Annotated in this window: 26 protein-coding genes and 1 other annotated feature; of the genes, 11 read left to right on the top strand and 15 right to left on the bottom strand. The window is 46.6% G+C overall.

Going from position 1 to position 24479, the window contains the following annotated elements:
• Position 1 precedes the first annotated feature (1 nt).
• From KNO66_RS03920 to KNO66_RS03910, 3 genes are all read right to left on the bottom strand, one after another.
• A complete protein-coding gene (locus KNO66_RS03920; RefSeq protein ID WP_214740620.1) occupies positions 2 to 925 on the bottom strand; it encodes an AAA family ATPase in 924 nt (307 codons plus the stop codon).
• On the bottom strand, positions 922 to 1692 hold the full coding sequence (locus KNO66_RS03915) for a hypothetical protein (RefSeq protein ID WP_214740618.1): 771 nt from the start codon (positions 1690 to 1692) through the stop codon (positions 922 to 924). Before KNO66_RS03915 ends, KNO66_RS03920 begins: the two co-directional genes overlap by 4 nt.
• Positions 1693 to 1890: 198 nt before the next feature.
• Positions 1891 to 2361, bottom strand: coding sequence for a DinB family protein (locus KNO66_RS03910; RefSeq protein ID WP_214740616.1), 471 nt, complete (start codon positions 2359 to 2361; stop codon positions 1891 to 1893).
• 173 nt (positions 2362 to 2534) lie between these two features.
• On the opposite strand from KNO66_RS03910, the gene tnpB reads away from it, so the two are divergent.
• Positions 2535 to 3707, top strand: a complete 1173-nt coding sequence (gene tnpB, locus KNO66_RS03905; protein ID WP_214740615.1) for an IS200/IS605 family element RNA-guided endonuclease TnpB — start codon at positions 2535 to 2537, stop codon at positions 3705 to 3707.
• A gap of 71 nt (positions 3708 to 3778) precedes the next feature.
• Here tnpB and KNO66_RS03900 read toward each other — a convergent pair whose 3' ends face one another.
• A complete protein-coding gene (locus KNO66_RS03900; RefSeq protein ID WP_214740613.1) occupies positions 3779 to 5041 on the bottom strand; it encodes an NCS2 family permease in 1263 nt (420 codons plus the stop codon).
• 282 nt (positions 5042 to 5323) lie between these two features.
• Between KNO66_RS03900 and KNO66_RS14925 the strand changes: the two genes are divergently transcribed.
• Positions 5324 to 5446: a hypothetical protein gene (locus KNO66_RS14925; protein WP_255349577.1), complete on the top strand. Its 123-nt coding sequence runs from the start codon at positions 5324 to 5326 to the stop codon at positions 5444 to 5446.
• Between the two features lie 212 nt (positions 5447 to 5658).
• Here the strand turns inward: KNO66_RS14925 and KNO66_RS03895 are convergent, their stop codons facing one another.
• The 4 genes from KNO66_RS03895 to KNO66_RS03880 all read right to left on the bottom strand — a co-directional run bounded on the left by KNO66_RS03895 (position 5659) and on the right by KNO66_RS03880 (position 9579).
• Positions 5659 to 7158: a PH domain-containing protein gene (locus KNO66_RS03895; RefSeq protein WP_214740611.1), complete on the bottom strand. Its 1500-nt coding sequence runs from the start codon at positions 7156 to 7158 to the stop codon at positions 5659 to 5661.
• Positions 7155 to 7682 carry a PH domain-containing protein gene (locus KNO66_RS03890; protein WP_214740609.1) on the bottom strand — a complete coding sequence of 176 codons (528 nt, stop codon included), beginning with the start codon at positions 7680 to 7682 and terminating at the stop codon, positions 7155 to 7157. The genes KNO66_RS03895 and KNO66_RS03890 overlap by 4 nt, the downstream gene beginning before the upstream one ends.
• 65 nt (positions 7683 to 7747) lie before the next feature.
• Positions 7748 to 8419, bottom strand: a complete 672-nt coding sequence (locus KNO66_RS03885) for a WGR domain-containing protein (RefSeq protein WP_214740607.1) — start codon at positions 8417 to 8419, stop codon at positions 7748 to 7750.
• A gap of 68 nt (positions 8420 to 8487) precedes the next feature.
• The gene (locus KNO66_RS03880) at positions 8488 to 9579 is read right to left on the bottom strand and encodes an FUSC family protein (RefSeq protein ID WP_214740605.1); all 1092 of its coding nucleotides are present in this window, start codon (positions 9577 to 9579) and stop codon (positions 8488 to 8490) included.
• 179 nt (positions 9580 to 9758) lie between these two features.
• Here KNO66_RS03880 and KNO66_RS03875 point away from each other — a divergent pair, with 179 nt between their 5' ends.
• Positions 9759 to 10379: an NAD(P)-dependent oxidoreductase gene (locus KNO66_RS03875; RefSeq protein ID WP_214740603.1), complete on the top strand. Its 621-nt coding sequence runs from the start codon at positions 9759 to 9761 to the stop codon at positions 10377 to 10379.
• A gap of 16 nt (positions 10380 to 10395) precedes the next feature.
• Positions 10396 to 13782, top strand: a complete 3387-nt coding sequence (locus tag KNO66_RS03870; protein WP_214740601.1) for a dynamin family protein — start codon at positions 10396 to 10398, stop codon at positions 13780 to 13782.
• A gap of 145 nt (positions 13783 to 13927) precedes the next feature.
• Here the strand turns inward: KNO66_RS03870 and KNO66_RS03865 are convergent, their stop codons facing one another.
• From KNO66_RS03865 to KNO66_RS03845, 5 genes are all read right to left on the bottom strand, one after another.
• The gene (locus KNO66_RS03865; RefSeq protein ID WP_214740599.1) at positions 13928 to 14908 is read right to left on the bottom strand and encodes a Gfo/Idh/MocA family protein; all 981 of its coding nucleotides are present in this window, start codon (positions 14906 to 14908) and stop codon (positions 13928 to 13930) included.
• A 9-nt stretch (positions 14909 to 14917) separates the two neighbouring features.
• A complete protein-coding gene (locus tag KNO66_RS03860; RefSeq protein ID WP_353048561.1) occupies positions 14918 to 15376 on the bottom strand; it encodes a GNAT family N-acetyltransferase in 459 nt (152 codons plus the stop codon).
• Positions 15377 to 15478: 102 nt separating this feature from the next.
• Positions 15479 to 16147: a hypothetical protein gene (locus KNO66_RS03855; RefSeq protein ID WP_214740595.1), complete on the bottom strand. Its 669-nt coding sequence runs from the start codon at positions 16145 to 16147 to the stop codon at positions 15479 to 15481.
• A gap of 6 nt (positions 16148 to 16153) precedes the next feature.
• Positions 16154 to 16834 carry a hypothetical protein gene (locus tag KNO66_RS03850; protein ID WP_214740593.1) on the bottom strand — a complete coding sequence of 227 codons (681 nt, stop codon included), beginning with the start codon at positions 16832 to 16834 and terminating at the stop codon, positions 16154 to 16156.
• Between the two features lie 101 nt (positions 16835 to 16935).
• A complete protein-coding gene (locus tag KNO66_RS03845; RefSeq protein ID WP_214740592.1) occupies positions 16936 to 17304 on the bottom strand; it encodes a PH domain-containing protein in 369 nt (122 codons plus the stop codon).
• Between the two features lie 118 nt (positions 17305 to 17422).
• Here KNO66_RS03845 and KNO66_RS03840 point away from each other — a divergent pair, with 118 nt between their 5' ends.
• From KNO66_RS03840 to KNO66_RS03820, 5 genes are all read left to right on the top strand, one after another.
• Positions 17423 to 18628 (top strand): cation:proton antiporter, encoded by a 1206-nt coding sequence (locus KNO66_RS03840; protein WP_214740590.1) that lies wholly within the window; start codon positions 17423 to 17425, stop codon positions 18626 to 18628.
• A 98-nt stretch (positions 18629 to 18726) separates the two neighbouring features.
• A complete protein-coding gene (locus tag KNO66_RS03835; protein ID WP_214740588.1) occupies positions 18727 to 19023 on the top strand; it encodes a hypothetical protein in 297 nt (98 codons plus the stop codon).
• Positions 19024 to 19089: 66 nt separating this feature from the next.
• The gene (locus KNO66_RS03830) at positions 19090 to 19512 is read left to right on the top strand and encodes a helix-turn-helix transcriptional regulator (RefSeq protein ID WP_483299181.1); all 423 of its coding nucleotides are present in this window, start codon (positions 19090 to 19092) and stop codon (positions 19510 to 19512) included.
• Positions 19513 to 19596: 84 nt separating this feature from the next.
• Positions 19597 to 19797 (top strand): hypothetical protein, encoded by a 201-nt coding sequence (locus KNO66_RS03825; RefSeq protein WP_214740584.1) that lies wholly within the window; start codon positions 19597 to 19599, stop codon positions 19795 to 19797.
• Positions 19798 to 19815: 18 nt separating this feature from the next.
• Positions 19816 to 20220 (top strand): nucleoside 2-deoxyribosyltransferase, encoded by a 405-nt coding sequence (locus KNO66_RS03820; RefSeq protein ID WP_214740582.1) that lies wholly within the window; start codon positions 19816 to 19818, stop codon positions 20218 to 20220.
• Here the strand turns inward: KNO66_RS03820 and KNO66_RS03815 are convergent.
• Complete coding sequence (locus tag KNO66_RS03815) at positions 20207 to 20971, bottom strand: helix-turn-helix domain-containing protein (RefSeq protein WP_214740579.1); 765 nt, start codon at positions 20969 to 20971, stop codon at positions 20207 to 20209. The two genes, KNO66_RS03820 and KNO66_RS03815, sit on opposite strands and share 14 nt — an antisense overlap.
• 115 nt (positions 20972 to 21086) lie before the next feature.
• Here KNO66_RS03815 and KNO66_RS03810 point away from each other — a divergent pair, with 115 nt between their 5' ends.
• Both KNO66_RS03810 and KNO66_RS03805 read left to right on the top strand, forming a co-directional pair.
• Positions 21087 to 22337 (top strand): MDR family MFS transporter, encoded by a 1251-nt coding sequence (locus KNO66_RS03810; RefSeq protein WP_353048531.1) that lies wholly within the window; start codon positions 21087 to 21089, stop codon positions 22335 to 22337.
• A gap of 99 nt (positions 22338 to 22436) precedes the next feature.
• Positions 22437 to 22690: a binding site (T-box leader), on the top strand.
• 66 nt (positions 22691 to 22756) lie between these two features.
• Positions 22757 to 23980, top strand: coding sequence for an MFS transporter (locus tag KNO66_RS03805; protein WP_214740575.1), 1224 nt, complete (start codon positions 22757 to 22759; stop codon positions 23978 to 23980).
• A 67-nt stretch (positions 23981 to 24047) separates the two neighbouring features.
• Here KNO66_RS03805 and KNO66_RS03800 read toward each other — a convergent pair whose 3' ends face one another.
• A complete protein-coding gene (locus KNO66_RS03800) occupies positions 24048 to 24434 on the bottom strand; it encodes an NUDIX hydrolase (protein ID WP_214740573.1) in 387 nt (128 codons plus the stop codon).
• Positions 24435 to 24479: the final 45 nt, after the last annotated feature.

The raw sequence follows: 24479 nt of genomic DNA, 5'->3' as shown, positions 1-24479 counted from the left end.
GTTACACCTTTTCGACTGGGACAGTTACGGACTCGAGTACGTCCACCAACACTTGTCGCTTCGTCGATTTGATATCCCCTTCAAGGGTGAGGGTCAATCGGTGCGAGAGGACATGTAGCGCAACGGCTTGAACATCTTCAGGTGTGACAAACTGACGATCGTTCAAGTACGCATAAGCTTGTGAGGCCTTGACGAGCGCGAGCGTCGCCCGTGGGCTCGCCCCGACTTCGACTAACGGGTGTTGTCTCGTCTCGTGGATGAGTGCGAGCAAATACGTGACGACATCTTCATGAATCCGGATATTCTCGACTTCTTCTTGTGCTTCTAAAAAAGCTTCATTCGTCATCAAGGCATGCACTGTCTGTCTTGTCTTTGAAATCGTCTGTAGAATCAAGTTCCGTTCTTCATCTGCCCCTGGATATCCGACTTGAAGGGACATGAGGAAGCGGTCGAGTTGGGCGTCCGGTAGCGTGAACGTTCCCGCCGACTCGATCGGGTTTTGCGTCGCGATGACGAAGAATGGTTTCGGTAGTTGATACGTGACGCCACCGATAGAAACTTGGCGTTCTTCCATCGCTTCAAGCAAGGCGGATTGCGTTCTCGGAACGGCGCGGTTCACTTCATCGATGAGTAAAATATTCGTGAAGATCGGTCCGGTGCGGTTCTCGAACGTTTGGGTCTGCATATTGAAGAAGTCTGAACCGATGATGTCAGAAGGTAGCAAATCGGCTGTGAATTGAATTCGGGCGAAGTCTGCCTCAAAGCTTTTGGCGATGCTTTTCGCAAGTAACGTCTTCCCCGTCCCAGGCACATCCTCTAGCAAAATATGTCCGTTCGCCAATAAGGCTGTGCAACATAATTTTGTGATTTCTGGTTTACCGAGGTAAATGCGGTCTAATTGATCCAATACGTGTCGGATGGTCATGAGTTCGACTCCTTTTGTGTGCGTAGTAGGTATTCGTCAAGTTGTTGGGTGAACGCTCGCTCACGTTGTGGTGAGATGTCGCCTTCGTCATAACGTATCTCTAAATAGGTAAGTAGGGATGCATCGAGCTCGATTCGTTTCGCCCAAGTCGACAACGTCTCATACGGGCGACGACGTTTATATGGAGGTAACGCTGCTTCGAATTGAATCAACTGCTTTCGGATAGCCGATGCTGGTAATGGATGAACTGTTCGGTTTATCTGCATCGACGCGTTGTCAGAAGTCACTAGCGAGTGATCCTCGATATCTAACTCTCCCTCCTCGCTTTGTTTCTTCGAGGGGCGTCGTCTTTTCCAGAGCCACCATCCGAGCAAGATAAGCAGTCCGGTAATCATGTATGGGAGGTAGGAGACGTTGTTCGACTCTTCTGATGAGGGGTTTCCGTAAGATGGGGATTGGTCCTTGATCCGCTCTTTCGGTGTACCACCTGAATCCTCTTCTGAGTCAATCATTGCTCCGTCTGGACCGTTCCCTTCTGGTTCTTCATATGGCGCATCCCCACACCAAAAGTCGACATCCGTCACTTCGAAAATCCCTAAAAATTTTCGTTTGTCATGACAGTCGGTGACCCAACTCGTAATCTCGCTCCCTGAGATATCTAATGATTGGTAGTAACGGTATCCCAGTTGACCGGAATAGGAGATGAGGGCGACAATTAGTAAGGAGAATAGAACCCCTGATACAAAGAGTGTTTTTGCTTGCTTCATGGGTGTATCCGTTTATGTATAGTCGGCTTGATCGCGTTCATCTGATATACGGCTCCCCTCATAGATTTAATACCTTTTCTTGGAAATGGATTTAAAAGGATTATAGCACAAGGATTAGCGGAATATTCAGTTATTTTCAGACAAGAGAAAAAGCCCGTTCATTGAACGAGCAGTTGATCTATAGACTCATAAATTTTTTCATCGCTTGAGAATAGACTCGACTTGCTTCATATGGTGTCGGTCATGCTCGACGAACTCCCCGATGATCACATCTAGTGAATATGGGACACCTTGATGCGGATCATGGGAGACACCATTCGCTGTCGTTTTATAGGTCAGCGCTTCTTCACTTAAGGACTCGAGCATAGTGATGAGCGCTCGTCGACTTTGTAGTGATTCCTTCAACACGACGTCACCCGATAACTTCTCCGCCCTTTTCGTCGCCCGTGCGTTGAACGAGTCAAAGTCAGGGAAGATCATCCCTTCCCCGTTCTTCACCGATGGGATGATGACATTTAACAGATGATTGTCCCAATGGGCGATATGTAGAACGATTTGCTTTATGGACCACTTCTCCGAGTCGCTCTGTTTGTTCCAATCAGATTCACTCAGCTTTTCTAACGTCTTGAGCCATTCTGTGTACGATGCGAATTCTTGAATAACTTGCATCCAATCCCCTCCACGTTCGCTTTAAATTACTGCGATTATAGCACGAACGAGTCTTTTCAAATCAAAAAACGGCACCGTTCTTCCTGAACGATGCCGTGCGTATCTCTATCAAAATTAAGCGAGAGTACTCCCACTCTCCTTTCGGGTATACTACCTTCAAGGAGGTGAACATCATGCTGAAACACAAGGCTTACAAATTCAGAATCTACCCGACAAAAGAGCAGGAGATCCTGATTGCGAAGACGATCGGTTGTTCGCGTTTCGTCTTCAACCACTTCTTGGCGAAATGGGATGAAACCTATCAAGCGACTGGTAAAGGACTCTCCTACGGATCTTGTTCGAAAGAGATCCCTTTGCTGAAGCAGGAGTTCGACTGGTTAAAAGAGGTCGACAGCCATTCCCTTCAGACTAGCGTCAAGCATCTCGCCGACGCCTATGAACGCTTCTTTAAGAAACAGAACGAGCGCCCTCGCTTCAAGTCGAAGCGGAACCCTGTTCAATCATACAAGACGAATATCGAGAAGAATAATCAGATCCCCGAAATCTCGATCATCGGAAACAAACTCAAGCTCCCGAAGCTGAAGTGGGTTCGTTTCGCCAACTCGAAGCAGGTCAAGGGGCGTATCTTGAACGCCACGATCCGACGTACAGCTTCGGGCAAATACTTCGTGTCCCTGCTCGCAGAGCAGGAGATCGACGAACTGCCGAAGACCGGCTCATCCGTCGGCGTCGACGTCGGGCTGAAGAATTTCGCTATCCTGTCAAACGGAACCGTATACCAAAACGACCGTTATTTCCGTACGCTCGAGAAGAAGCTGGCGCGCGAGCAACGGAAGTTGTCCCGTCGTCAGCTCATCGCCTTGAACAGGAAGGTGAAACTGTCCGAGGCGAAGAACTATCAGAAGCAGAAGCGGAAGGTCGCCCGTATCCACGAGAAGATCGCCAACAAGCGGACAGACTTCCTGCACAAGGTATCGACCGAGATCGTCAAAAATCACGACGTCATCGGTATCGAGACCTTGCAGGTGAAGAAAATGCAGAAGAACCGCAAATTGAGCAAGTCCATCTCCGAGGTGAGTTGGTCGGAGTTCTTCCGCATGCTTGAATACAAGGCCGACTGGTACGGGAAGACCGTCGTGAAGGTCGGGAAGACCTTCGCCTCGAGCCAGCTCTGTTCGGGTTGCGGCCATCGACACAAAGACGTGAAGCATCTAAGCCTGCGTGAATGGACATGCCCGAATTGCGGGGTCCATCACGACCGCGATGTGAACGCAGGACTGAATCTCAAACAAGAAGCAGAACGTATCTTGGCTGCTACAACCGTCGGGACGACGGGGTTAGCCTGATCAGGTTTTGACCGATAGGTCGGATAACTCAGGAATCCTCCACCTCTAAGCGAAGCGTAGGTGGAGGTAGTTCAAAACCAGACTGGTAATGAGAAGAAAACTAAGAACAATACGGTCAAGACACCGACGACCGGACTGAGTGACCGGTAGCCCTTCTTGAACAAGACAATCATAGTGTACGCGATGAACCCGAGTCCGATCCCATCGACGATGGAATACGTGAACGGAATCATGATGATGACGAGAATCGCCGGGAAGGCATGCTCCCAGTTATCGAGAGGCAAATGCTTCACGTTTTGGAACATCATCATGCCGATGATAATCAACACCGGTGCAATCGCCGTCACCGGGATGATTGCAAAGAGCGGTAGCAATAAGAGCGATACTACGTACAATCCAGATGTGACGAATGAAGCGATCCCGCCTCGTGCACCGACCGATATCCCGGCAGCCACTTCGACCGTCGAGACGGTCGGGCTTGAACCGAACATGGCCCCGGCCATCGTCGAGAGACCTTGTGCGACGAGACCTTTCGGCGCATCTTCTTCTTTGCCGATTGCACGTGTCTGATTCTGAATCAAGCTGATGTTTTCAATCAACAAGACGAGCGTCAGCACACCGACCGCGACGAAGAAGAGTGGAGAGGCAGATTCCGCGAACGAGATGTTTCCAAATACCGTGCCGAACGATTCGAAGAACGGTGTCAACGCGAAGCTTCCCGTCCAATCGAGTGTTCCCATCACGGCACTGAGTCCGACACCGAAACCGATCGTCCAAAGGAAGCTGCTCGGTCCCATCTTCAAGAACAGTAAGATGGCGACGAAGAGTGACAGGAATGCGACTTGGACGTCACGCTCTCCGAGGTCACCGATGTGAAGCAATGCCCCACCCCCGCCTGAGACGATCCCTGCCGCCTCGAGCCCGATCAAGATGAGGAAGAGGCCGAGACCGACCGTCAATCCGTCATGAATGATCGGTGGGAACGCGTTCGCCAATTTCCTCGCCACCTTGGTGACCGTTAATAGTACGACGAGTACACCTGAGACGAACGAGACAGCGAGCGCACTTTGCCAGCTCAACCCCATCTGTAGGACGAGCGTGTACGTGAAGAGCGCATTAATCCCCATTCCCGGTAACAAGAGAAGCGGGAGATTGAAGAATCCCGCAATCAATGTCCCGATGATGCTTGTCAAAATCGCTCCGACGAGCGCCCCCTCGAACGGGAGTCCGGCTTGTGTCAAGATTGCCGCATGCACGGCCGGGATGTATGCTGTCGCCAGAAAGTTCAGCACGCCCCCGTATGTTTCTGTTTTCCATTCTGTTTGTTTTGCCATAGGAATCAATCCTTTATTGGCACCCTCACCCACCCGTGTATACACACGAGATTGATTATATCCTGTCAGACATCTAACAAGCAAGAGCGATTCGACTCAATTCCATCTTTGGACCCATTCTTGAGACTGATTCCATCAAAAGATTCATTTTATAAAACAAGAACATTTGTTCCTATTTTTAACGCCTTTTTACGAACAAATCTGTTATAATGAAGAGGCAGGTTAACGCAGCAATAGTGGGGTCAGCCGCCAAGTCCACAATGGAGGAAGGCGGTGGTGCGGATGGAACAACTTTGGACCTGGGTTGGGGATTATGTCATGATTCCAATCCTCGCTCCGATCATCGTTCACTTGGTGATTCACCGAACATCCGATCGTGCAACGTCTGAACGCACAAAAAAATGACCCCCTCGGCGCAATGAGATGGGTCACTTTCTGATTCACTAACCATTGTGGCGGCTGGGACCACTCTTAAAGTGGTAGCCTGTAAGCCAGAGGTCGGTGTGTCCAGCACCGGTCTCTTTCTACTTGCATCATACCATACTTTATCCGCGTTTTCAGTAAGAGAAACGTTATTTGACACGAAAATCACAAATAATCTTACCGCTCAGGATCAATCAGCCTGAGCGGTTTTCGTTCATCTCACTGTATCGTGAGAACCAGACGAGCATCGCGTCCGCATCTTCTTTTGGAATGTCATCAATCGTCTCAACTGAAAGGAACCCTCCCCGTGTCGAGAATTGCACCGTACATAACCCGAAACGACGCTGCAAGAGCGATTGCTTCACTTGAATCTGCTCGATTCGCGGTTTGTCCGTCAAGAATGAGCGGACGTTGAACGCTCCCGTCCGTAACTGGATGAATTGATTCATGCGGACATATTTTGTCGTGACAAAACTGAGCACGCGCCCTCCGATGATGATGGCCCATAAGAGCAGTAGCCACCAGGCATAATCTCGGAAGAAATATAGTACGAGTCCTGAGATGATGAAGCCGAACCAGCTGATTCGGAGTAGTTTGATTCCTAAGGCACGTCTCGGTAATCGGTGTAATTCGTCCGACCATGTGAAGTGCGTGAAGTGTTCTCGGAGCACCCGCATCGCTCGGTCACGACGAACGAACGGAAGAATTGTTGACGATTCGTCCTTCAATTCATCCATTGTCCCTGCTGCGACGAGCTCGACCCCGACGATATGGAACCAACGACGAATGAACGTCTCTTTGATGCGAATTGCTTGAATCTTCTCATATGGGATTTCTTTCGCACTCCGGTTCAACAATCCCTTCTCGACACGAATGCGTTCCCCTCTCCGCTCCAGTCGGAAGTTCCCATACTTCAAGAAGTTGATGACCATGCCGATCACGACCGATAGTAGCAACACCCCGAGGACAAGCAGACCGATGGCGATGATGGACGCATGGACGACATAATCTTCGACTTGATTAAACGCCCCATCCAAATTGATGAAGTCATCAATCGAGGAAATGATCGTGGAAGCTACTGGGAAGATGGCGAATACAGAGAGCGAAGTGATGGATGCTAACACGATTTCGCGCGTAGATAAGACGTACAACAGGCGACTTGGTACCGGTGTTGCCTGTGCAGGTGTCTCATCCGACTCTTCTGAGCCATCCACCGCAACTCCATTTTGTTTCCGGTGACGAACTTGTTCGAGGATTTCTTCCAGTCGTTTGGCTTCTGTCGGGAAGACACCCGCCAATTTGAAGGAAGCATCGTCACTGTTCGCGTTCGTATCGAACGTCAATTCGACGACACCAAGCAATCGATAAAGGAACGGGCTGTTAGAATGGACGCTTTGAATCTTATAAAGCGGAAGCGACTTTTCTTTTTTCAACCAATTCCCTTCGATGACATATACAGTCTTTTCATCGAGGGCATATCGGAAGTTTAACCATCCGAAGAACTTCTGAACAATATCGAGTAATAGGAAGAGTAGAATACCTACTCGTAGAATAATTCCATACGTCGAATCCCAGTCGTTATTGAGTACAAAGAGCAACACGATTGGAATGGCGAATGACTTAATGACCTCTAAGATGCGTAGTGCCAACACACGATTTGGAAGTCGATGCCACGTTAACGCAGAATCGGTCATACGACATCCTCCTCTTCAATGCGTGCATAGATGGCAATCTGTTCACGGAGTGTCTTGGCGAACGACTCTTCAATCGCATAGATTTCATGAGATCCGGCCGCTGTCCCGATGGTGATGGTCTGTAACCCGTATTTACGGAGAATCGGTCCTTGCTCCGCATGAACATATTGGACTTTTGTCATCGGGATGAGCACATCGTGTGTCGTGATGATCCCATGGTGAATTCGAATCTCGAGCGGCTGAACGTCATACGTGAATCGTTCTTGTTTCCACTTTTGGAACCAGATGAGATCAATCAGGCTATAGACGACATCGATGACGAGTAGCACGATCAAACCAATCTGTATCCAAGTTGGCCAGTCGAACCAGTAAGCGGCCGCTACAAGAGCTCCCGTAATGAGAAGTCCAATGATATAAAAAATTGCACTAGATAACCGGAAGACAGCGCGTGCCTCGATTGGAAGTGTGCCGCTGATTCGCTGTGGTGTGACACCTTCTTCAGGTGTCGGTGTTGTTTCTGACATGGTAAATCCCCCTAACGTTCATATGTATCTGTCTTTATTGTATACGCATTTCTTCTCGAAAAGTTTCAGGATTCGGTCGGGAATGTACTTAAGCGTGCATATAACTCATCAAATATAGACTGATCCTCTATTTCGAAAGCTTGTTTTAATCGATGGATGGCTGCTAACCCTGCCACTTTCAAATCATCCGTCAGCTTTCCCGTCATTTTTAGGGAAGCAAACGCACCCGCGACGATGACTTGATCACATGTATAGGCATATTCATACGTTGACCAATCTTCTGGACCGGAAACATCTCGATTAATCCAACTTTCAATTAAGGCGTAAGCGTATGAAAGATAACAAAGGTCTCTATCCTTTCGGAGCACTTCTTCGTACATAGCCAATGCATCGGCTCCAGCATCATTCCCGAACGGAGCATATTCTTCCGTACAATCCACATAGAATTCATCGTTGAAACATTCCTGATATTTCGGATGAGAGGTCAGAAAACTCGGTCCAACTTCCGGGTCATCCACATACATATGGTTGTTCCAATCAAAAGGGCATTCAACATATCCTTTTCTCAATTTTTGACGAATGAGTTTTTCTACTTCTTTCATACATTCCGAATCGGATTCAAAAGATTTTACTTGTACCTTTCCGATTGTCCCAATTTTTCCGTAGTTTACAGCAAATTCATCACCTATAACGATGATGTTCCAATACTTTGTGATGTGTTGAAAAGACTTCTTCATCCTCAATGCCCTCTCTTCTATACGAAAAATAACTCTCTTAAAAAACGAGCCGAATATCGGCCCGTTTCTCAGTCTTCAAAAAACCACTTCTTACGTGGTTCCACTTTTAGGTTGTCCCCATGTTTCTTCATTTCCGTTACAAGGTAGCGTTCGAGTTCATTCATTGCCTTGACCCAGTCGGTCATCGTTGCCACGAGCGGCACAACAATGAGGATGAGTTCTTCCTCTTCTTCTCGCATCCTCTCAATCATTAACTTCGCAAAGTCAAAGTTTTCATGGATAAGATCCTCTTCCCGATCGATGAGGTGCTCGTTCTCGAGCTCGTAGGCTGAAAACAGACGCTCATGTCGACGCAACAAGTGACGAATGTGGCGATACAGCTCTTCGCTCAATTGGGGCGGGAGTTGTTCAATCGTATGGAAATCATGATCGAGCTTCTCGATGACATGTAGCGCGGCGCGGTTCGTCTCAATCATCTTGGATTTCAATACAGCTCGACGAAAAATCGGTGTTTTTTTCTCAAGCCAACGATTCGCTTTGATTTCCTCTTCAAAATAGGCGTAGGTCTGTTTTGAATCGTTATGCAACTTCTTTGTCTCCGGTAACGATTCAAAAGATGAACGTCCTCCTTCGGTTTCAGCAAACAGGCGTGCGATTCGAACGACCATTTGAAATACGTCGGTCACTTGCTCTTCAAGTTTCCGTTCATATCGGGGTGGGAACAAGAGCGCATTCACAATCAACGCGACCGTGATCCCCATCATGATGAGTAGATAACGTTCGCCTGCAAACACCCAAATAGGCATATCCGACTGACTTGCCCCTTCCATGATTAAAATCGTCGTCAAGATGACAGTTCTCGTCGTCGACTCTAAATTCAAAAAGAGAAGAATGGAGATGGCAATAATGATGACGAATCCGATGGCAATCGGTGTCGGATTCGGGGTGAGTAATAAGGATCCGACAGAAAGCAATGCTCCAATCAAGTTCCCTTTCATCTCTTCAATTAATCGTAGTCCGGTCTGATAAACAGACGGAAGCAGCGCGAGCGATGCGGCCAATGCCGGGACGACAATTTGTTGGAATTGAAACGCCTCGGCAATCAATAAGACAATGGCAACGGATAGTCCAGTCTTAATCGTACGTGCCCCAAATTTCATATAATGGCGCCTTCCTCTCTTACACTTGTCATATGTAATGTATTTTTGCCTTCTTCCTCAATTCTAAAACGTATCACATTCTTTTCAAGTGGAAATGAACCATTTCAGGCGGTTTTGTGAACGCTTCCGTGTTATGATGACGTTGGATATTTCTTTCATATTGATGGGGAGGGGTTTACTTGTCAACAATTGCTTTATTCGGCGGAAGTGGCCGTACTGGGGAACGGGTGCTTGAACGTCTACTTGAAAAGGGGCATCGTGTCAGACTGTTAACGAGACAGCCAATGGGTTCCAAAGAAGGAATCGATGTAATTCTAGGAAACGCGACCGATCGTGACGCAGTCTTTGAAACGGTTCAATCTGCAGACATCGTCATCTCGGCATTAGGGACGGACAAACAAAACGTGTTATCAACCTTCACACCACTCGTGATCGAAGCGATGAAACAATTTAACGTAACACGCATCATCACAGTCGGGACCGCCGGCATCTTGAAGGCAAATGACAGCGACAACTATCGCTTTGAAACGAAAGAATCGAAGCGTTCGATGACAACCGCAGCCGAAGATCATGCGCGTGCTTATGAGTTATTACGAGATTCCGGATTGGCGTTCACAGTCATCTGTCCGACTCAACTGATTAATGAGCCATCGAACGGAGACATCATCGTCTCAAAAGAAGTATTAGGCACGAAACAATCAGGTCCGATCTCGAGAGACGATGTCGCCGAGTTGGTGCTAGATTGTTTCACGAATGATGACTATGTTGGACACCGTGTCGGCATCACGACGGAATCATAATTAGGGGATGGGAAACATGCACGAACAACGAGAACAATTAGCACGACTCGCTTTAACGTTTGAACAAGAAGAAATGACGGATGCTGCCCGACTCGCCCGCACCGCCCTTCAAAAGGTAACGAATGAAGAAGTATGGATTGCCGTCTGTGGTCACTTCTCAGCTGGGAAGTCGACATTGCTCAACGACTGGCTAGAAGAAGGATTTCTTCCGACAAGTCCGATTCCGACGAGTGCGAATATCGTCACATTACGAGGTGGCGAATCAGCGGCATCCGTCGCAATCAATGATACGGACTGGATTTCATTAGACCCTTCTTCTCTATCAAACATTAGTGACTATTGTAAAGTCGAGGAAATCAAGGAAGTCGAGTACACCATCGAACGATTCCCGTTTGACGAACATGTCGTGTTGATGGATACACCAGGAATTGACTCGACGGATGAACGTCATCGCCAAGCGACGGAACGCTCGCTCTTCTTGGCAGATCACCTGTTCTTCATGATGGACTACAACCATGTCCAGTCGGAACAAAACATCGGGCTGATGAAACAATTTAGTCGAGAAGGACGTCCCTACTCCATCATCATTAACCAAATTGATAAGCATGACGAGGATGAGCTTTCCTTTGTGGACTTCAAAGCCTCATTGACGAAAGCGTTCCGACATCATGACATCGTCCCGAATGACACGTTCTACATTTCACTTCGTGATTTACAGTATCCTCATAACGAAGTCGAACGCTTGCGGTCGTATGTCCGTCAAGTCATCACGGAATCGAAACAACAACAGGTCGAGCATGCGGATGCATTGATTCATACGCTAGTTCGCCGCAACGAAACGTCAATTCAATCGATGTTAGATCAGTTACCAACTTATGAAAAGAGTCCGAAGGAAATGCAGTCACGTCTACATCGCCTTGAGAAGAAACGGGCATGGTGGACATCATTCCGTCGCGAATTCTTCAAACATCAGGCACCGATTGTCGAAAGTGCACCGATCATGACCTATGAGTTCCGTGAGTTATTACGCTCTTATCTCGAGAGTTGTGCACCGTCCTTCAAAGTCGGTCTCTTATTCTCAAAAGAAAAGACGAAGCAGGAACGAGCGCGTCGTGAAGAAGTGGCGGTTAAAGAGTTCAACCGTCTGATTGACATGAACTTACGTCCACATCTCGTGAAGTACGCGGAGGACATCATCCGAGATTTGAAACTTCCGGAGACTCTCCTACCGAAAGGCGATGTCCTCCCGATTGCACCGAGCTCACTCATCACCGAACAAGTGAAATCCGGCGCATCACTCAGTGGTGATACGGTGCTTCAGTTCAGTCGTGACATCGAGACGGCCCTTGCGTCATGGGTGACGAAAGTTTCAGAATCGTGGGTCCATTCGACGGATACGTATATGAAAGCGGAAGTCGACATGCGCTTGGAACAATTTTCGACTGAAGAAGACGAATTATATGAGGCACTTGATAATGAAGCATTACGTTTACGCCTCATAAATCGTCTACATGCAATCGGTAAATATGAAACGTTACAACTTGATTCGAATCAATTAGATCAGTTGGCCGTTCGAAACTATGTCGACGCGACGTACCTTCCTGAAAAACAGTCGAATGTTGTTGAATCAGAGGTTGCATCGACGTCGATGTTAGAAGATGATCATGACTTGTATGATTTTAATTTTTCTTATGAAAATGCGGTATGTGAAATATTAGAGAATCATCCATTGTTCCGCTCCCGTGTCTCGACATTACGTAAGAAAATCGAGCGCGCGAAGCATGAGCAATATACGTTCGCCATCTTCGGTGCGTTTTCGGCTGGAAAATCTTCAACCCTCAATGCCCTTCTCGGGGAGACGGTTTTACCGACCTCACCGAACCCATTGACGGCATCGATCACGAAAATCGTACCGCCAGATGGTCGGACGAATCGAACAGCGATGATCACCTTCAAATCACGAAATGAACTTGAGGACGAGCTACAAAGTTACGGGACTTCCCTCACCTCGCTCGATGTCGACCATCCGTTCGTCAACGCCGTAAAAGCGGCACCGCTCGATTATCTTGGACAAACGGAAGTCGTCGACTATGACACGTTCTGCGCGTTCGTCGCAGAAGAAGAGAAAAGCTGTATCGTGAAAGAAATCGAACTGTATCTCGACTCCCCTTGGGCGCGACGTGGTATCGTCTTCGTCGATACGCCAGGTGCCGATTCACAGTTCAACCGTCATAGCGAGGTGCAGTTCGGCTACATGCGTGACGCGGATGCGGTCTTGTTCGTCACGTACTATAATCATGCGTTCACGGAAGCGGACCGTGAGCTCGTCATTCAGCTCGGACGTGTTCAAGGGACGGGAGACCACGAGATGTTCTTCCTCGTGAACGCCTCTGATCTTGCGACAGATGACGAGGAGCGGGATGCAGTCACAAGCTATGTTTCACAACAGTTGACCGCGCTCGGTGTCCGTAGACCAAGCGTCCTCCCCATCTCGAGCCGAAACGCCATGCAAGGGCATGACGCGGGATTCGATCGATTCGTCTCGACACTTGAACGCTATGTCGACAAAGACCTTCGTCTCGCCAACGCGATGCGTATCCAGGAAGAAACGACTGCACTACTCGCTGCATTTGATCGTGTTCTGAACGAAGCGAAAGAAGACGCGTCGGCGAAAGAACATCGTCGAAAGCAATTGAATGCCTTACTCGAGAACCCGCCGGCACTCGGTGTATCAGCACTCATCGATTTATTTGACCGTGAAGCGAAAGAACTCCTCGCCCACCTCGAGACGCGATCGCTCCTGCGACTCTCGGACTTCGTCAAAGAAACGTTCCATCCGGTCGAGGTCGACGGGTCAAGGAAGAGCTTGGAGCGTGCCCTCGCACGTACACTCGATAAATATGCCTATGACATCCAACAAGAGCTCCAAGTGTTCCAATATCGGTTGGAGCGATACGTTAAACGTGAGTTTATTTCATTGGTCGAACGGTTGACAGAACGTCAAGCGTCTCTCCTTCCGACGCTTGAATTCGACCGAGAACTCGACGTGGCATGGCTACGAGAGGCTGTCGAACCGATTCATCTCGAGACACCACCCTATCAGTCGGTGTTGAAGCGCTATAAGAATGCGAGTCAATTTTTCGAGGGAGACGGACGAACGCAATTGAAAGATGAGTTGACCTCACTGCTTCGCGATATGATTCGTTCACGTCTTGAAACGATTCATACGAAGCAAGTTGAGCGGGCCAACGAAGAAATCAAGAAATCCGAATCCGAGATTGAACGAGATTGGTCGATTCAAGTCACGGAACTCGCCGATGCAGAGCTCAGCATGTTGACGGATAGTCAATCCTTTGATGACATGCGTGATCGACTCGAGTCGATCAGAAAGGAAACCGTATGAGTACGCTACTACTGATCGGACTCATCCCCGCCGTCGTCATGACGATTGTATTGGGGTTGTTTCTGAGATATCTCTATTTGAACAAAGAATAACGGAAACGGTCCTCGATGCGCACATGACATCGAGGACCGTTTTAAGTTTGTATTTATTTGTCTGCTGGATAGACCACGCCAAGCTGTGTTCGAACGTTCGTCATCACATCAGCAAGACGAATCATGTCAGTTGCTGAATGCGCAACTGTCTCTGAATTCCTAGCTTCGATTGCTCGGACAAATGCTTCGATCTCGTATGACATCGGAGCATTCTGCGCCTCTGATATGATTTCTGACGTGCCATCCCGTAACTCTAGATGGACTTCATCGCACGTCGCGATATCGTCGATGACGATACGCCCTTTTTCTCCGATGATCTCAGAAGGAGTCGATGTCGCATGAATCTTTGAGTGCATGACAATCACATCAAGGTCGTCATAGGAGAGAATGACCGTTCCGCTCCCGTCCACTCCAGATTCTAACGTAACCCCGCTCGCCTGGATCTCATTCGGCTGACCAAACAGTTTTAAGGCAGGTCCGAGGAGATAGACACCGAGGTCCATCAACGAGCCGTTCGAAAAATCAGGATTGAACGTGTTTGGATTTTCCCCTTGTTTATAGAGGTCGTATCGTGAAGAATACTGTGATTTATTGAAGACGGCACGACGCACCGGCGCGATTTGCTCGATCGCCTGTTGAATCCGTTCGAGGTTCGGCATGAACAGGTTTCGTAGTGCCTCAAGTAAGACGACTTGGTTCTCCTTCGCGACATCAATCATGCGGGTGACTTCCTCGACGTTCGAGGCGAGCGGTTTTTCACAGAGGACGTGTTTCCCATGCTGCATGAATAAGATGCTCTGTTCGGCGTGAAGTGAGTTCGGGCTCGCAATATAGATGGCATCGATGACATCACTCTGAGCCATCTCTTCAAGTGACGTGAACGTATGTAAAATGGAGTGATTTTCTGCGTATTCTTTAGCTCGCGATTCCGTGCGCGAGTAAAGTGCCGTCACTTCTACATAATCCAACTGATTGATCGTCTCGATAAACCAGTCTGTGATGAAGTTTGTACCAATGATGCAAAAACGGATCATGTGAATTCCTCATTTCTCTTCTATCAGTTTTTTGGTGAGTATGATTTCATCCAATAGAGGAATCTTATCATAACCGACTTGTGGGATTGTCGATTTCTGTTCTCTTGCTCGCGTCACCGCATCATGAATGATGCGTTCTAGACGATAGCCACGACGTTGATAAAAGCCGAGCGCTCTCAAATTATCATTGGTTGTGATGACGGCCGATTGGACTGCTCCGTGATGTATAGCGATTTGTTCGACAGCAAGGAGTAAACGAGATCCAATCCCACTATTCTCTTTCAGACTATCAAGAGATATGATTTCTACTTCTTCATCCCGAATAACATACGTAACAAGACCGTGAATTTGATTCGATTTCATGTAGACAAATCCTTCGAGTTTTGCACAATCATAGGTTCCTGAAGAGACGACCATTTGAGATGAACCCCATTGTTCAACAAAAAAATTGCGAATGTCTTCTTGCATACTAGAAAGGATTGGTAAAATCATTTAGCTCACCTCTGTCTATATATCATTAAATATTAATTGCGGTATTTGAAATATAAAGTAAGCCGAATTATTTTCTGATCAATTGGTTTCATTCTGAAGAACTTCGGTACGCTCTCTCTCTTTAAACGGCCAACGATATACCTTTTCCTTTTTCTCGACATAGGCTACATCGTCTTTAATCGTTAACGACGAACAATCAAGGAGATGACGTGGCATCGGATAGGAGTCAATCCGTCCGTTCACATGGACATGAACGAGACGACCATCGATTGAAGAGATGACCCAAACCCCCTTCTTTGACGCATAAATCACGTCGCAGTCATGAAGAACTGGGGCCTTTCTGACTTCTCGATTATAACGAAAACGTACGGTTCCCTCCTTTGACAAGCAGACGAGTGCTTCGGTCGAAATCCCTTCTCCAAAGATGCCCTCGTCCCCGTAACCGACCCAGATTCCTGTTGCATTTATCACAACCGCTGCAATCGCGTTTCCTGCATGAAAGGAATGTTTGATATGCCCACGTGCATCTAGCACCCATGCATTGATTGGTTCCCCTTTTAACGTAAATGCCCAGATGAACAAGTGGTTCTCGTCGATGATTCGAATACCTGAAACGTGTTTGTGATGATTGAGCGATATGACGAACTCGTTCCATTCGATGTAGAAATGATGATCTGATTGTACCAAATTAGCGGCTCCCATTAGCTCTTGAATATCAAAATCAACTAATTCTCTTCGTTGATTCATACATACTCATTCCCTTCCGTCTTCTAATCGCATGAACTGTAACGCCTCTTGAAACCGTCGTGTATCTTCATCACTCACCACTGCATCCACATATCTTGATTTCCAATAAGGCGAGAGATCCACCTCTTCCACACCGATTCGTTTGAACCAATCCAACACCGTCTCATTCGATTGGTGTTTAGAGGCAATCGGCAAGTCCAGATTGAACTGGATGAGCGCATTCCGAATCGCGTTATCGGTCCATTTGATCTCAGTCGGGTCTACAAATACATTTGTTTTCATTGTTCTATTTTTCCGTTTCACACCGTCACTCGAGAAATCAATGGTCGAAACGACACGTTTTCTTTTCTGCATCATAATAATCGACAAAATCAAGAGAACAATCAACCCTGCAATAAGGAACCATAACCAATATGAACTCCCCGACTCGGTTACCTTCCCACCCGTTCCAAACGTATAGTCTAAAAAGTCATTTTTTAAAAATTGAAGATCATCATCTTTCCAAATACGAGACTTCCCATCAAATGCGTCGCCGCTTACACCGTCCTCTCCAGAAAAACGTAGTATGATCCCACCCTCTGTCGGGTCATGAAACCAATCCCAAAACAGACGAGCCAGATGGATAAATCCAGTTACCAACATCAAACTGCCGAGCATGATCATCAATAATCGGGTTGTAAATCGCATCGTAACCTCCATCACTCATTTTGTTCTATCGTATCACGACATACGATTAATTGTCAGAAAAATCCAAATAAAAGGACCGAGAGAATTCTCGGTCCAATCGATCAGAGAATCGCTTCGGCTAGCAATCGGTCGAACTTACGCACGTCCACTTTCTTATTCAAATTGATTTTGATCGTTCCGGCACGAGTGAACAGTTGAACCTCGGAGTTGAAATCAAACATTCTTCCCGCATTCTCCGTCGAATACATATTGATCGAGTCGTACGGAAGCGAGTACACCTCAATTTTTTTTCCCGTCAGTCCTTGTGCGTCACGGACGATCAGTCGTTTGTTCGTGAAGACGGCGACGTCACGGACAGTCTTATAGGCAGCGACTGCCCGCTCCCCGTCGATGAAAGACTCCGTGATATCACTCGGCACCTCACACTCCGAATAAAACGTCCAAGACAAATCCCCAATCGGGTTTCCCATATTCATCCCTCCTGAAATAAATGAGCATACTACTCCCTATATTCCACAATTATCGTTTGATTAGACCTTGAATGGGAACATATTGTATAGCATGTTGATTTCAGAGGAGGATGTCGTCATGATCGCGCAACAGGTCATCACATTGTTACTGATTGGCTATTTCATATATTTGATTGATTCCAAGCGAAACTATTTCCCTGTCCCTGTTATCCTGGTCTTGATTGGGATCGGACTATCTTATATTGCTTTCTTTGATTCCGTATTCATTACGAAAGATATGATTTTTGAGGTGTTCCTACCGGCTTTACTGTTTACGTCGGCCTATCAATTTAAGTATAACGACTTAAAAGATAATTTTGGAATCATCGCGATATTGAGCACGGTCGGTCTTGTCTTGACCGCCATCTTGATGGGGTATGGTACGTTTTGGATCAGTGAGTGGTTTACCCCGCTCAGCCTGACCGCCTCTTTTTTATTGGCGTCCATCTTGATTCCGACCGACCCAGTTTCCGTGACGGCGATTTTAAAGCGGAGTAAAGGTGAGAAGCGGATTGCGGATGTTGTCGAAGGTGAATCGATGGTGAACGATGGAACGAGTGTTGTCATCTTCACCATCTTTCTCAGTATGTTCGCAACGGGAGAGCGTTTCTCCACCTTCAATTTTTTGACCGAATTTTTGATTGTGTCTGCCGGAGGAATCGGCATCGGTTTTATCTTTGGATTTCTACTTAAGAAATTGATGATTGTCAGTTTTAAAAAACATGAACTCGTCATGTTGACAATCGTCACCGCATATGGGGCTTTCTATCTTGCCGATGCGCTAGAAGTATCGGGTGTCCTTGCGACCGTGACGGCAGGCATGATGCTATCTCATGAACTTGGAACTAAAGAGGATTGTGAAACTGTCCAACGTCATCTTGACGGTTTTTGGGACATCGTCATCCCAATCTTACTTGCCCTTTTATTCTTGTTAATCGGAATCGAGGCGACTAGCTATTTGTCTGTGTCGCTCTGGACATTCGCTGTACTTTTATTCCTCCTTTCCATCCTAACCCGTTTCATCGTCGTCGGCGGTCTTGTTTATACCGTTCCGATCTGGCGAAAAGAGTTTCAGAGTGATTTGACGGCGACTTCCTTACTCACATGGTCCGGCATCAAGGGTACGATGTCGATTGCGCTTGTCCTCTGGCTAGAGGCAGAGAAGATTAACGGGTCGAGCGAAATGATATCTCTCGCATTCGCCGTCATTTTACTCTCTCTGATTTTACAAAGCATCGGTGTCTACCCACTGACGACCTACTTAACGAATAAACATGACGAGTGACGGAACCCTTCCACAGAGAAGGGTTTTTTTGATTATGAAATTGACATCGCCCACTTTTAGTGTAAAATTACACTTGTAATATACTAGGAGGTGATTTGTTGGAAAATACTACAACGCCATCCGCCGCCATCTCTACGGGAATTGTGACGGTCGTGCTTGCACTCATCGCTTCGTTTCTCACTCCATCTTTCTTGAAAGTCGGAATCATCTGGGATATCGTTGCGTTCTTAGTCATCGGGATTGCGACATTCAGTTTTACATACCATTTTTATCAATCGAAACGGTTGACCTACTGGCAATACATTTGCTGTTATATCATCGTCTGCCTGCTCTTATTTATTGTATTTCTCGGAATCTCGTGGATCTTGATTTTCATTAGCTCAGCGACGCTCTGAGTCGGACAAACAGGAAGGAAAAACCATATGCAAAAATCCGAATTTATTGGACAGGTTTCTCGAAAAATGAAATTGATTCGTATCGAATCTCAGTATTCACAGGAAGAGATGGCGAACTTACTCGGTATTTCAAAAAAAACGCTCATCCAAATCGAGAAGGAGCGGAATGAAGCAAGTTGGTCGACGATTGTGACGCTATGCGCCTTGTTTAACGAAAGTGAGATTCTCATACATTTGATCGGTGACGACCCCGTCGAATTCGTCAAACTGATTGCGACCGAGAACACTTATGAGCCGAAAGAAAAAACACTCGGCGGACGCGTCTTTTGGCATGCAATCGAATCAGGTCCACATTTCACCCTTCAGCAAAATATCATCAGCGGACATTATCGGATCATCGATCTCGACCATGTGAGGTGGTACAGCACGTTTGATGCAGAGGATGCCGAACAGGTACGATTGAAGTTAGAACATCAGCGAGAGGTGTAAGATGACGAAGAAACGTAAAGATTTAGTGATCACTCTGTGTCTAATCGTAATGACAATCGCCTATTTTGGCTGATTCCGAATCTCATGATTGGTTACATTTGGGTTATCGGCACAATCATTTTGCTTGTCCTCTCTTCGCTTTATTTGACACGCTTGATTCAATCATACGTTCCACTTTCTTTGATGAAATTCGTCCTGATTAGCGTGATTTCTTTCCTTGTACTTGGCTACCTGTTAATCGTCCAATTTTATTTTGTGGCTCTTTACCAGATGAATCATCTATAACGAATTGGAGGTTCTCCCATGCGATTTTATGTCGGTTCAAGCTTCTCAAATATCGAAGAAGTACGGTTCATGTGTAATGAGCTGATTGCGCTCGGTCACACCCATACATATGACTGGACTCAGAACGAACGCGCCACATCGATTGATGCATTACGCTCGATTGGCGAAGAAGAGGTTTCTGGAATTCAATCAGCGGACTTTGTCGTCATCTTGTTGCCTGGAGGTAAAGGCGCACATGTCGAGCTCGGGATTGCACTCGGAATGAACAAATCGGTCTTTTTATACGATTTGGGTGACCAGATGATGAATATGAAGGAGACGAGCACGTTTTATCATGTGGATGCGATACAACGATGTGAGGGACCGCTCAACGCCCTCCCCCACCAAATTCAAGATCGATTGAAGCTTTCTAATCACGTTTGAGCTGATGCCCTTTATTCTTACGGAATCGAGCCGGGGTGCAGCCTACCCATTCCGTGAAATGCTTGTTCAGCTGAGCCGGACTGTTGAATCCGACTTCTTGGCTGATTGCGAGTAGTGTAAGATCCGAATAGCGAAGGAGCGACTTCGCATGAATCAGGCGTTGTCTCGTGATGTATTGATACGGCGTCTGACCGATTCGCTCTCGAAAGTTCCGTATGAACTGATACTTACTTTGATGGACGATTCGACTTAATTCCTCAATTCTAAGCTCTGTATGATAAGAATCATGAATGACACGCAAAACCGGTACAAATAAGTCTTCATCATCTAAAGAAGTGTGGATGAGGTGACTCTGAATGAACGTCATGACATCATCTGTAAGATCAATCTCTAAAAATCCTCGACTTGACCACTCCCCTAACAGTCTTCTTATCGACATGACCGCTATGGAAGGAAACATTGGATTGACCCTGTTTTCAAACCCGTTCAATCGACTCGCAATAAACCGAAAACTCACATAAGTCGTTTCAGTTGAATCAGCGAATAGTCGATAGGACTGATTCGGTTGAACCACAATCGATTCGCTGTCTTGGAGACGATATTCGAATGCATTCACCTCAATCCCAATTTTCCCTTCCAACACGAGGACCCAGACGATGTCTTCTTTGCTCGCTTCTCTCTCTGTCGTCCAATCTCCACTAGAGGAGACGTAACGTATGACGACGTCAGGCAGTGTAAGTAATTGTTCCATATACCCCTCCAGATTATTGCGCAAAAATCGAGCAATATAGTGCACGATGATTCACTTCAAATCACGCATACTGTTCATAACAGTCAAGTGGCCACTTCGCTGACCTTATGAAAAGATGGTGATTCACATGTTTCAATCGCTTCATCCTAATTTAAAAATACGACTTGCCTTGAACTTCTTTCAAAAGCTGACTCAAACCGCGATATTTCCCTTTATGACGATTTATTTTGTTCGCCAGTTCGGTGCAACGGAGACCGGACCGCTCATCGTCTTGACGATGATTGCCTCATTCATCGCAAGTCTCTACGGAGGCCATTTATCCGATCGATACGGAAGAAAGCGCGTTCTCTTCATTGGAGAAATACTACGTTTTGCATGTTATATCGGAATGGCAATCGCAGGTTCACATGTAATCGACAGTGCCATTTTATTATTTATCTTCTTCTTTTTTAGTAATCTTCTTGGTAGTGCCATCACACCTGCAAACGAGGCCATTTTGATTGATGATAGTCGACCAGACCAACGGAAATATTTGTACACACTCAGTTATTGGCTAATGAACGGGTCCATCGTCATCGGTAGCCTAATCGGCGGCTTTTTCTTCGAACAGCATCTCTTCTACTTGTTAGTATCGGCAGCTATTCTTTCATTCGGATGTGTCTTCCTGATTTCCAATAAACTCGAAGACAACTATAAACCTTTTCCGCGTAAAGAGCAGAAGACCGCTGGTGTATGGACAGGATACCAGACGGTCATGAGGAACCAACTCTTTTTGAAATACCTTGTCGCAGGGATTTTGACGTTGTCATTAGAGTTGCAACTGACGCATTACTTAGCGATTCACTTTGCTGAAACGTTACACGCTATCCCGTTCTTCCATTTCTCACTAGATGGGACGAAGATTCTCGGACTGCTTCGAGCGGAGAATACGATTCTCGTGTTACTGCTCGGTCTTGTGTTGATGCGTTGGACCAAATCACTCTCTGAACGTGCGCTACTTTACACGGGTGTCGCGCTGTTCAGTCTTGGATTCGCCATCTTACCGGTTTCACATGACCTTTCAATGTTAGTTCTCGCTACGGCTTGTTTCACGTTCGGAGAACTGCTGTATGTACCCATTCATCAAGCTATGCTTGCTCGACTCATCGAAGACCATCTCCGCAGTCAATACTTGGCCGCGAACGGTCTCCGCTACCGAGGTGCGCTTCTCATCGGCGCAATCAGTGTATCGTCTTATGATGTCGTGTCACCCGGTTGGATGACCGTGTCGTATATCGGCTTTGGCACATTCGCAATCTTCTTCTATCGTTCCATCTTGAAAGAACTGGATAAGTGTCAACCTTCAGAAATGAACCAAGCTTCCTAGATGACAATCATAGTTTAATACCTTGAAGAAGATATACATCTTTTTACCAAAATTGTTTCCAATATTTTCACAATATGCTATCCTTACAAAAATGATCTGACAAACGCGATGAAGAGAACAGTACATCAATGAATCTTTCGTAGAGAGCTCCGTCCGGTGAAAAGGAGTAAAGAACGTTGGTCGAAACAAGCCTCTGAGCAGCGCTATGGAACTCACCCCGAGGGATATGGCGACGGGCACTCCCGTTATAGAGTTGAGGTATAGTCCGATTCATTCGGCAGTACTGAATAAGGTTCGTGCGGTGACGTGCGGACGAACAGGGGTGGCACCACGATGAGAATCTCGTCCCCAAGAATTCGTTCTTGGGGGTGGGATTTTTTACGTTCCGAAAGTGATCAAAAATAGAAGGAGTGATTGACTTGAACTCGTTTCGAAAAACCTCTGCGCTACTGCTCGTCAGTGTCGGAATCTCAAACCTCGGTGCCTGGATATACTTCATTGCGCTCAACTTGATTATCTTAGAGATGACTAGATCCCCTTTCGCCGTCTCGATTCTCTATGTATTAGTCCCGCTCGCCTCGCTCGTCTCGAATCTTTGGTCAGGTAGCCTGATTGACCGGATCGATACGAGACGATTGATGATGTTACTGGATGGTCTGCGTGCGTTCCTCATATTCAGCTTAGGCTGGATTGATTCACTGTGGCTCATCTACGGGATCGTCTTTCTTCTCAATGTGATGAGCTCGTTATTCGAATCATCGAGTCTGGTCTACATGACGCGACTCGTACCTGCCTCGAACCGACAAAAGTTCAATGCGATGAAGAACTTTGTACAGTCATCCGGGTTTATTCTAGGTCCGACGATTGCAGGACTGCTCTTTCTAGTCGGGAGTCCGTCATTTGCGATTTTCGTGAATGCGTTCGCACTCATCGTCTCGGTCGGTATGTTGTCGCGCCTTCCGTCTCACCTTCGAACAGAAGCGTCGATTGAACCATTCTCTGTAAGATTAATTATCGAGGATTGGAAAATGGTCGTACGATTTGCATCAAATGCCAAATATGTGACGCTCATTTATGGATTGTTCTGTGTCATGACCATCTTCATGTCTGGGCTCGATTCCTTGGAGGCGTCATTCGCGACCCAAGTCCTTCACTTGTCTGAGAGCCGATATGGGTTTCTCGTCAGTATCGCTGGGATTGGGATTATCTTTGGATCACTCATCAATTCAAGATGGAGTCACTGCTTGTCCTTATCGTTTTGTATTGGATTCGGGGCGATCATGACACCAATAGGCTATCTTCTTTTCGCAAGTTCATCGTCATTCATGATGGCCACGGTTGGATTTTTTGTCCTGACATTCGCGCTTGCCTTTGCAAATACCGGATTTTTATCATTCTATCAACATCATGTCCCGGTCGAAATCATGGGCCGGTTCTCTGGTGTCGTCAATGTGGCAGAGTCGCTACTCGTCATCCTACTCACATTCGGGATTGGACTCCTTGCCGAAATGATTGGGATTCGTCCGGTCTATCTCGCATTCTCGATTGCCTTCTTCTTCGTTGGTAGTTATACGATGTATGTAATGCGCGATTCTTCGAAACAAGAGTATTTCACTCACAATCAAATCGAAGAAGTGTCTTAAGTCATGAGCCGGTCGTTTTTATGCGACTAGCTTGTTCTAATCGGTGAATCGCTTCGATGATTTTAAATCATACACTCCACCGTTTAATCAGTTCAATATCTTCTGGAAATGCATGTACTAAATGCTCTATTTCATGAATTGACCACCATTTTACCTCATCGATGTCCGTGTCGATGTTTGCAGTCGCCACTCGCTCGTCACACGTTGCCAAAAAATAGTGCGTTTCGACTTGATAACTTGAGATGATGGCTCGTTTGATATGTAATCTTTGATTAATCGAAATGCGATAGCCCGTTTCTTCGAACACTTCACGCTGGCAACATTGTTCTGGCGTTTCTCCGACTTCTAGACCACCTGATGGCAAACTCCATTGTTGCACGTCACGATTCTTTACGAGGAGAACTTTCCTCTCTTCGTTGATGCATAAAGCAGCTGATCCAATCCACTGTTTCATAGTCTTATTACTCCTTTTTCATTTTTCTGCTTGCAGGTGACGTTA

This window comes from Exiguobacterium sp. s48, from assembly GCF_018617395.1.
GTDB lineage: Bacteria > Bacillota > Bacilli > Exiguobacteriales > Exiguobacteriaceae > Exiguobacterium.
This window is presented reverse-complemented; position numbering and strand designations above follow the sequence as displayed.

Bases quoted from the DNA above. Each gene is read 5' to 3' on its own strand.
- KNO66_RS03880 (WP_214740605.1), bottom strand. From the start codon at position 9,579: ATGAAATTTGGGGCACGTACGATTAAGACTGGACTATCCGTTGCCATT.
- tnpB (WP_214740615.1), top strand. From the start codon at position 2,535: ATGCTGAAACACAAGGCTTACAAATTCAGAATCTACCCGACAAAAGAG.
- KNO66_RS03900 (WP_214740613.1), bottom strand. From the start codon at position 5,041: ATGGCAAAACAAACAGAATGGAAAACAGAAACATACGGGGGCGTGCTG.
- KNO66_RS03850 (WP_214740593.1), bottom strand. From the start codon at position 16,834: ATGCGATTTACAACCCGATTATTGATGATCATGCTCGGCAGTTTGATG.
- KNO66_RS03865 (WP_214740599.1), bottom strand. From the start codon at position 14,908: ATGATCCGTTTTTGCATCATTGGTACAAACTTCATCACAGACTGGTTT.
- KNO66_RS03855 (WP_214740595.1), bottom strand. From the start codon at position 16,147: ATGAATCAACGAAGAGAATTAGTTGATTTTGATATTCAAGAGCTAATG.
- KNO66_RS03810 (WP_353048531.1), top strand. From the start codon at position 21,087: ATGGTGATTCACATGTTTCAATCGCTTCATCCTAATTTAAAAATACGA.
- KNO66_RS03845 (WP_214740592.1), bottom strand. From the start codon at position 17,304: ATGGGAAACCCGATTGGGGATTTGTCTTGGACGTTTTATTCGGAGTGT.
- KNO66_RS14925 (WP_255349577.1), top strand. From the start codon at position 5,324: ATGGAACAACTTTGGACCTGGGTTGGGGATTATGTCATGATTCCAATC.
- KNO66_RS03800 (WP_214740573.1), bottom strand. From the start codon at position 24,434: ATGAAACAGTGGATTGGATCAGCTGCTTTATGCATCAACGAAGAGAGG.
- KNO66_RS03890 (WP_214740609.1), bottom strand. From the start codon at position 7,682: ATGTCAGAAACAACACCGACACCTGAAGAAGGTGTCACACCACAGCGA.
- KNO66_RS03820 (WP_214740582.1), top strand. From the start codon at position 19,816: ATGCGATTTTATGTCGGTTCAAGCTTCTCAAATATCGAAGAAGTACGG.
- KNO66_RS03815 (WP_214740579.1), bottom strand. From the start codon at position 20,971: ATGGAACAATTACTTACACTGCCTGACGTCGTCATACGTTACGTCTCC.
- KNO66_RS03885 (WP_214740607.1), bottom strand. From the start codon at position 8,419: ATGAAGAAGTCTTTTCAACACATCACAAAGTATTGGAACATCATCGTT.
- KNO66_RS03840 (WP_214740590.1), top strand. From the start codon at position 17,423: ATGATCGCGCAACAGGTCATCACATTGTTACTGATTGGCTATTTCATA.
- KNO66_RS03825 (WP_214740584.1), top strand. From the start codon at position 19,597: ATGATTGGTTACATTTGGGTTATCGGCACAATCATTTTGCTTGTCCTC.
- KNO66_RS03830 (WP_483299181.1), top strand. From the start codon at position 19,090: ATGAAATTGATTCGTATCGAATCTCAGTATTCACAGGAAGAGATGGCG.
- KNO66_RS03915 (WP_214740618.1), bottom strand. From the start codon at position 1,692: ATGAAGCAAGCAAAAACACTCTTTGTATCAGGGGTTCTATTCTCCTTA.
- KNO66_RS03895 (WP_214740611.1), bottom strand. From the start codon at position 7,158: ATGACCGATTCTGCGTTAACGTGGCATCGACTTCCAAATCGTGTGTTG.
- KNO66_RS03910 (WP_214740616.1), bottom strand. From the start codon at position 2,361: ATGCAAGTTATTCAAGAATTCGCATCGTACACAGAATGGCTCAAGACG.
- KNO66_RS03860 (WP_353048561.1), bottom strand. From the start codon at position 15,376: ATGCAAGAAGACATTCGCAATTTTTTTGTTGAACAATGGGGTTCATCT.
- KNO66_RS03870 (WP_214740601.1), top strand. From the start codon at position 10,396: ATGCACGAACAACGAGAACAATTAGCACGACTCGCTTTAACGTTTGAA.
- KNO66_RS03920 (WP_214740620.1), bottom strand. From the start codon at position 925: ATGACCATCCGACACGTATTGGATCAATTAGACCGCATTTACCTCGGT.